The sequence below is a fragment of the Mycobacterium sp. UM_Kg1 genome (assembly GCF_000972925.1).
In the GTDB taxonomy this organism is placed as follows: Bacteria; Actinomycetota; Actinomycetes; order Mycobacteriales; family Mycobacteriaceae; genus Mycobacterium; species Mycobacterium hiberniae.
Genome location: NZ_JRMK01000177.1, coordinates 1 through 6,879, shown reverse-complemented (window position 1 = coordinate 6,879; position 6,879 = coordinate 1). Strand labels below are relative to the sequence as shown.

General features: G+C 66.7%; 4 protein-coding genes and 2 pseudogenes. 2 read left to right on the top strand and 4 right to left on the bottom strand.

The genetic code is table 11. The annotated features are described in order from the left end of the window. The 3 genes and pseudogenes from LI92_RS18845 to ku form a co-directional block, all read right to left on the bottom strand. A pseudogene (locus LI92_RS18845) lies at window positions 1–304 on the bottom strand (diacylglycerol kinase); the annotation flags it as partial. A gap of 11 nt (window positions 305–315) precedes the next feature. Next, a complete protein-coding gene (locus LI92_RS18840; protein WP_046321662.1) occupies window positions 316–1,107 on the bottom strand; it encodes an SDR family oxidoreductase in 792 nt (263 codons plus the stop codon). A gap of 95 nt (window positions 1,108–1,202) precedes the next feature. After that, window positions 1,203–2,090 carry a non-homologous end joining protein Ku gene (gene ku / locus LI92_RS18835; RefSeq protein WP_046321660.1) on the bottom strand — a complete coding sequence of 296 codons (888 nt, stop codon included), beginning with the start codon at window positions 2,088–2,090 and terminating at the stop codon, window positions 1,203–1,205. 62 nt (window positions 2,091–2,152) lie between these two features. On the opposite strand from ku, the gene LI92_RS18830 reads away from it, so the two are divergent. Both LI92_RS18830 and LI92_RS18825 read left to right on the top strand, forming a co-directional pair. Next, window positions 2,153–4,441: an ATP-dependent DNA ligase gene (locus LI92_RS18830; protein ID WP_046321659.1), complete on the top strand. Its 2,289-nt coding sequence runs from the start codon at window positions 2,153–2,155 to the stop codon at window positions 4,439–4,441. A 282-nt stretch (window positions 4,442–4,723) separates the two neighbouring features. Beyond that, a pseudogene (locus tag LI92_RS18825) lies at window positions 4,724–5,671 on the top strand (fumarylacetoacetate hydrolase family protein); the annotation flags it as partial. Window positions 5,672–5,679: 8 nt separating this feature from the next. Here the strand turns inward: LI92_RS18825 and LI92_RS18820 are convergent. After that, window positions 5,680–6,879 (bottom strand): cellulase family glycosylhydrolase (locus LI92_RS18820; protein WP_046321656.1); only part of this gene is annotated, 1,200 nt, incomplete at its 5' end.

Below are 6,879 nucleotides of genomic sequence, written 5' to 3'. Positions count from 1 at the left end.
CCACCACGTTGATTCCGGCGCGCAGGATGCGCTTGAAGTCGTCGAGCGCTTCAAGGAGCCGGTTGTCGGCCAGAGCGGTGTAGACCACGCAGTCGGGCTTGGCGTCGAGCACCTGCTGCAGGTCGGTGGTCGCGGTCACGCCGGTCGGCGTGCTCACCCCGGCCAACTCCGCAGCGTCTTTGCCGGCCTTGGCATCCGAGGACACCCAGACGCCGGTCAACTCGAATTCCGGGTTGACGATCAGTGCCTTGAGCGCATGGACACCGACATTGCCGGTGCCCATCTGTGCCACGCGAATGGTCATGGGTCAGTTCCTCACAGGTCCGGGACGGGCAGATCGAGGTTCGGGAAGGTGAGGCCGCCGTCGACCTCGAGCACTTTGCCGGTCAGGTAGCTGCCGGCCGGTGAAGCCAGGTAAACCGCCGCCGCCGCGATGTCGTCGGGGTCGCCCAGTCGACGCATCGGTGTGGCTTTCTCCATGGGGGCGCGCAGCACGTCGTTGGACGCCACGACGTCCAGTGCCGAGGTCAGGATCGATCCCGGTGCGATGCCGTTGACCCGGATCTTCGGGCACAGGTCGAGGGCGGCCAGCCTCGTGTAGTGCGCCAGCGCCGCCTTGGCCGTCCCGTAGGCGGCGAACCCGCGTCCGGCCACCCGCCCCATGGTGGAGGTGATGTTGATGATCGAGCCCGTGCCGGAGTGCTCCAGTATCAGCGGCACCGCTGCGACCGTCAGCGCATGCGCCGTGGCGACGTTGAAGGTGAAGGCGTCCCTGAGCTCTTTGGTCGACGTGGTCAGCAGGGTGTTGGGCATCGTCCCGCCGACGTTGTTGACCACGATGTCGAGCCTGCCGAACGCCTCGACCGCCTCGCCGGCCAGCTTTGCCGTCTCTTCGGGGTGGGCCAGATCGGCGACGACGATGTGCGCACGACGGCCCGCTGCCTCGACTCGTTGCGCGACGGCCTCTAGTTCGGATTGGGTGCGCGAGGCGATGACGACATCCGCTCCCGCCTCGGCAAACGCGACCGCGATCGCAGCGCCCAGACCTCTGCCGGCACCTGTGACCACCGCTGTTTGATTGTCAATTCGGAACTTGTCGAGTATCACCGCGCAACGCTAACAAGGATCGGCGGTGGGCTGAACCCCTTCTTTGAAACACGTTCTAATTCGACGCCTGGCGCCTCGGCGGCGGGCGTCCAGGGCTAGGTTCGCGCCGCTTTCTTGGCCGCCTTCTTGGCCGGGGCCTTTGTGGCGGGTGCCTTCTTTGCGGGTGCTTTCGCGGCCGGTGGCTGTTCGGCGGCCGAGCGCTTCTTCACGCTGGCCTCCAGCTTGGCCAGCAGGTCGGAGACATCCTCAGTGGCATCCAGCTCCGCGGGCTGCTCCTGCGGGGTGAACGCCTCATCGCCTTCGAGCTTGGCCGCGATCAACTCCTGCAACTGCTCCTGGTAGGTGTCGTGGTAGCGGTCGGGGTCGAAGTCATCGGCCATCGAGTCGACCACCTGCCCGGCCATCTTGAGCTCGGCCGGCTTGATCTCGACCTTGGCGTCGAGCGCCGGAAAATCCGGATCGCGGATCTCGTCCGGCCACAGCAGGGTGTGTACCACCATCACCTCGCGCTTGGAGAAGTCCTTGACCCGCAACGCCGCCAGCCGGGTCTTGTTGCGCAGCGTGAAGTGCACGATCGCCACCCGGTCGGTTTCGGCCAGCGTCTTGGCCAGCAGCACATAGGATTTGATCGACTTCGATCCGGGTTCCAGGAAATAGCTGCGGTCAAAAAGCATCGGGTCCAAATCGGCGGCCGGCACGAACTCGAGCACCGCGATCTCGTGGTCGCGTTCTTCGGGAAGGTTCGCGATGTCGTCGTCGGTGATCACCACCATGCGGCCGTCGTCGGACTCATAGGCCCGCGCGATGTCGCTGTAGTCCACGACTTCGCCGCACTCCTCGCACACCCGCCGGTAGCGGATCCGGCCGTGATCCTTGGCGTGTACCTGGCGGAACTTGATGTCGTGGTCTTCGGTGGCGCTGTAGACCTTCACCGGCACGTTGACCAGACCGAATGCGATCGAGCCCTTCCAGATGGAGCGCATGAGGCCAGTATGCCCACGCCAGAGTGCCGATAACCGGCATTGGCACGACGTAGGTTGGCTGCATGGCCGCTGAGTCCGTCACGACACGGGTCACGCTGACCAACGCCGGCAAGGTGCTCTACCCCGCGACGGGCACCACCAAGGCCGAGGTCTTCGACTACTACACCCGCATCGCCGAGGTGATGCTGCCGCACATCGCAGGACGCCCGGCGACCCGCAAACGCTGGCCCAACGGTGTCGAGCAGAGCTCCTTCTTCGAAAAGCAGCTGGCGTCCTCAGCGCCGGGCTGGCTGGCCCGCGCCGACATTCAGCATCGCTCCGGCATCACCACCTATCCGGTGATCCAGGACCTCGACGGGCTGGCCTGGATCGCCCAGCAGGCCGCGCTGGAGGTGCACGTTCCGCAGTGGCGGTTCGAAGCGCAGTGGACCCACGGCGGCCGGGTGCTCAAGCCCGGCCCGGCAACACGGCTGGTCTTCGACTTGGACCCCGGCGAGGGCGTCACCATGAGTCAGCTCGCCGAGGTGGCGCGCGCCGTCCGTGAGCTGATGGCCGAGCTGGGTCTGCCGACATTCCCCCTCACCAGCGGCAGCAAGGGGGTGCACGTCTACGCCGCCCTGGACCAGCCGGTGAGCAGCGCGGGTGCGGTTGTCTTGGCCAAACGCGTTGCGCAGCAACTTGAAAGCACGATGCCCACCCTGGTCACCGCGACCATGGCCAAGAAGCTTCGAGCCGGGAAGGTGTTCCTGGACTGGAGCCAGAACAACGCCTCCAAGACCACCATCGCCCCGTATTCGCTGCGCGGCCGCGAGCACCCGACGGTTGCGGCCCCCAGAACCTGGGCGGAGCTCGATGACCCCGACCTGCGGCAGCTGCGCTATGACGAGGTGCTGCAACGCGTCGCCCGTGACGGCGATCTGTTGGCCGGCCTGGACCGCGCCCTGCCGACGGACCGGCTTGACGTCTACCGGTCCAAGCGCGATGCCCGTCGGACCCCCGAACCGGTGCCCGCCACCGCGCCGGTGCCGGGCGGCGGCAACAGCTTCGTCATCCAGGAGCACCACGCGCGCCGGCTGCATTACGACTTCCGGCTGGAGCGCGACGGCGTGCTGGTGAGTTGGGCGGTGCCCAAGAACCTTCCGGACACCCCGTCGGTCAACCATCTCGCGGTCCGCACCGAGGATCATCCCCTGGAGTACGGCAGTTTCGAAGGCACCATCCCCAAGGGCGAGTACGGTGCCGGCACGGTGCGCATCTGGGATTCGGGCACGTATGTGACCGAGAAGTTCGAGGACCCAGCCGGGGAAGGGACCGAAAAAGGGGAGGTGATCGTCGTGCTGTCCGGCAGCCGGATCTCCGGACGCTACGCGCTGATCCGCACCGCCGGCGACCAGTGGCTGGCGCACCGGATGAAAGACCAGCAGGCATTCACGTTCAGCGAACTGGCCCCCATGCTGGCCACTCATGGCTCGGTGACCCAGCTGGACCCGAATCAGTGGGCCTTCGAAGGAAAATGGGACGGCTACCGGCTACTGGTCGAAGCCGAGCACGGCACGGTCCGGTTACGTGCCCGCAGCGGCCGCGACGTCACCGCCGAGTACCCGAAGCTGCCGTTTCCGGCCGAGTACCTGGCCGAACACCACGTCGTCCTCGATGGTGAACTGGTCGCGCTCGACGACCGCGGCGTCCCCAGCTTCGCCGCGATGCAGAACAGCGCCCGCGCCGCCCGCCTGGAGTTCTGGGCCTTCGACCTGCTCTATCTCGACGGCCGCCCGCTGCTTCGCGCGGCCTACCGGGATCGGCGACGCCTGTTGGAAACACTCGCCCGGGGAACAGGTCTCGTGGTCCAGGAGCTCCTGACACCCGATGGCGCCAAGGCCCTCGAGCAGTCGGGCCGCCTCGGCTGGGAGGGCGTGATCGCCAAGAGATGGGATTCGCCGTATCGGCCGGGTCGCCGATCGGGCGCCTGGATCAAAGACAAGCATTGGCAGACCCAGGAGGTGGTGATCGGCGGCTGGCGGGCTGGGGAGGGCGCCCGAGGCGGCGGGATCGGATCGCTTCTGATGGGGGTGCCCGAAGCCGGCGGCCTGCGCTTCGTGGGACGGGTCGGCACGGGGTTCACCGAGCGTCAGCTGTTGGCATTGAAGGAGATACTGGCGCCGTTGGGCACCGGCGAATCCCCGTTTGGAAAGCCCCTGGCGCGCCCCGACGCGAAAGGCGTCACCTTCGTCGAACCCACCGTGGTGGCCGAGGTGCGCTACAGCGAACGCACGGCCGATGGCCGGTTACGCCAGCCCAGCTGGCGCGGGCTGCGCCCCGACAAGTCCCCGGACGAAGTGGACTGGGAGTGAGAGCTCCAACCGATAGGAGCCGTTGCCACGGAGAACAACACCAGGGTGATCTCGCTGCCCTCCCCCCGAGCGGTCGCATCGCGGAGTCGCCGGTGACGCATACACCTGCCTAGGTGGTCATGCGGCAGGTAGGACGGTCAGTTCACCGGCCGCGCGCAGCAGCTCGAGTTGGCGCGCATTCAGGGCGTTGTAGGTGTCTCGGGCGAACAGCTCGAGCCCCGGGGCTCGACCGGCGGGGCGTCTGATACTGCGTTCGGACTCGTTATGGGCGACGATGGACCGGTGCGATGGGTGACCTATCGAAGCGAAGACGGCCAGCGTACCGGCGTACTCAACGGCGACGTGATTCATGCGGTGGCGCCCGGCGTGACGTTGTTGGAGCTGGTCCGGCTCGGCCCGGACGGACTGCACGAGGCCGGCGAGCGGGCGCTGAGCGCACCGGCGGCGACAGAGCGGATCTCGGCGGTGTCGCTGATGGCCCCGATACCGCGCCCGCCGTCGATCCGCGACAGTCTGGGCTTCTTGGACCACATGCGCAACTGTCTGGCGGCCACCGGCCGAAGCCCCGTCCTCGACGACGCGTGGTACCGCATCCCGGCTTTCTACTTTGCCTGCCCGGCAACGGTGCTGGGCCCCTACGACGATGTCTCCATGGCACCCGGCAGCGTCTGTCAGGACTTCGAACTGGAGATCGCCGCGGTGATCGGCACCGCCGGGGCGAACCTGTCGGTGGCCCAGGCGGAGCAGGCCATCATCGGCTACACCATTTTCAACGACTGGTCTGCGCGGGATCTGCAGGCGCAGGAGGGAGTTTTGGCGATCGGGCAGGCCAAGGGCAAAGACAGCGGTGTCACGCTGGGGCCCTATCTGGTCACGCCCGATGAGCTGGAGCCATACCGCAGCAACGGCAAGATCAGCCTGCGGGCCACCGCGACCGTCAACGACGTGATCGTGGGAACCGGATCGACCGGCGCCATGGACTGGAGCTTCGGCGAGATCATCAGCTACGCCGCCCGTGGGGTTCCGTTGGAGCCCGGTGATGTCTTCGGATCGGGCACCGTACCCACCTGCACGCTGCTGGAGCATCTAAACCCGGCTGCGCCGCAACGGTTTCCCGGATGGCTTGGTGACGGCGACGTCGTGACCCTGCAGGTGCAGGGCCTGGGGGAGCTGCGTCAGACGGTACGGGCCGGCGCTGCGCCGATACCGCTGGCGGAGCGCCCGCGGCCCCCGAGCGGCTAGGTCCGGACCACCGTGACGGTGATGGTGGAGGTGTCGCCGTTGGAGTCGATGGTCAGGATGGGGGCATTGGGTGCTGAGGTGACGGTTCCGCCGGTCACGGTTACGGCGTAGCCGCCGGGGAAGTGGTTGGGCGGTACGGCGATGGAGGTCTCTGAGCCGGCTCCGAAGGTGCCTGAGCCGTCGGCGCGGTCGGTGGTGTAGCTGAAGCTGAACTCGCCGTTGTTGAAGGACAAGCCGGTGGGCGTGCCCGAGATCATCTGCGGGTAGGGCTGGGCCAGCAGGTCGAGTTTGCCCCAGTTGACGTTGTCGCCGATCGGGGGCTGGTGCGGGTCGTAGACCAGCGCCTGGTCTTCCGGCGAGGCGCTGGTGATGTCCTTGCCGGTGTAGGCCCAGGCCGCCCAGCCGGACAGGTACTGGTTGGAGGATTGCAGGCTGGCGTCGATGGCGCCGAGGTTGTTGGTGGCCCCGAACTCGCTCAGCCACCCCGGAACGTTGTTCTCCTCCATGTAATCGGTTGCGTAACCGAACACGATGTCGGCGTTCCAGTCGCAGCCGATGCTCAGGCCGGGAATCAGCGACGTGGTGACGCAGTAATGGTGGAAGGAGAACACCGAGTTCTCGTCTTGCACCGGGCCCATGTGCGTGGGCACCGGCAGGCTGCCGAACAGGGTGTTGGGTTCGAAGAACACCGTCTTGTTCGGGTCGACGGAGCGAATGGCTGCGGTGATCTGGTCGTAGAACGGAACGAGCTGCTGGGTGTCGAAGTAGGGGTTACCCAGGATGCTGCCCAGAGCCTGCGATCCGGCCCACGGCTCGTTCATGATCTCGTAGCCGGCGACGTTCTCGTTGCCCTTGAAGTAGTCGGCGACCGCCTGCCACATCAACCCGTAGTGATTCTGCAAGCCGATGCCGTCGGGAGCCTTGTCGTTGCCCCAGAACGCATCCCAGGCGTAGTTCTGCGCCGGACTCACCGGGTAAGTCCCCGGGAAGCCCACGCCGATGTGGGGCAGTCCACCGGTCAGAACCGCCCAGTCGGGGGCGCCCTCGCCGCCGAAGGCCTCGCTGTAGAGATCTTGGTGCATGTCCAGGACGACCAGGATGTTGTGGCGGCCCAGGATTTCGACGGTGTTTTCGATGGAGGCGAGGTAGTCGTAGTCGATGACGCCGGGTTCGGGTTGCACGCCGGCCCAGATGAC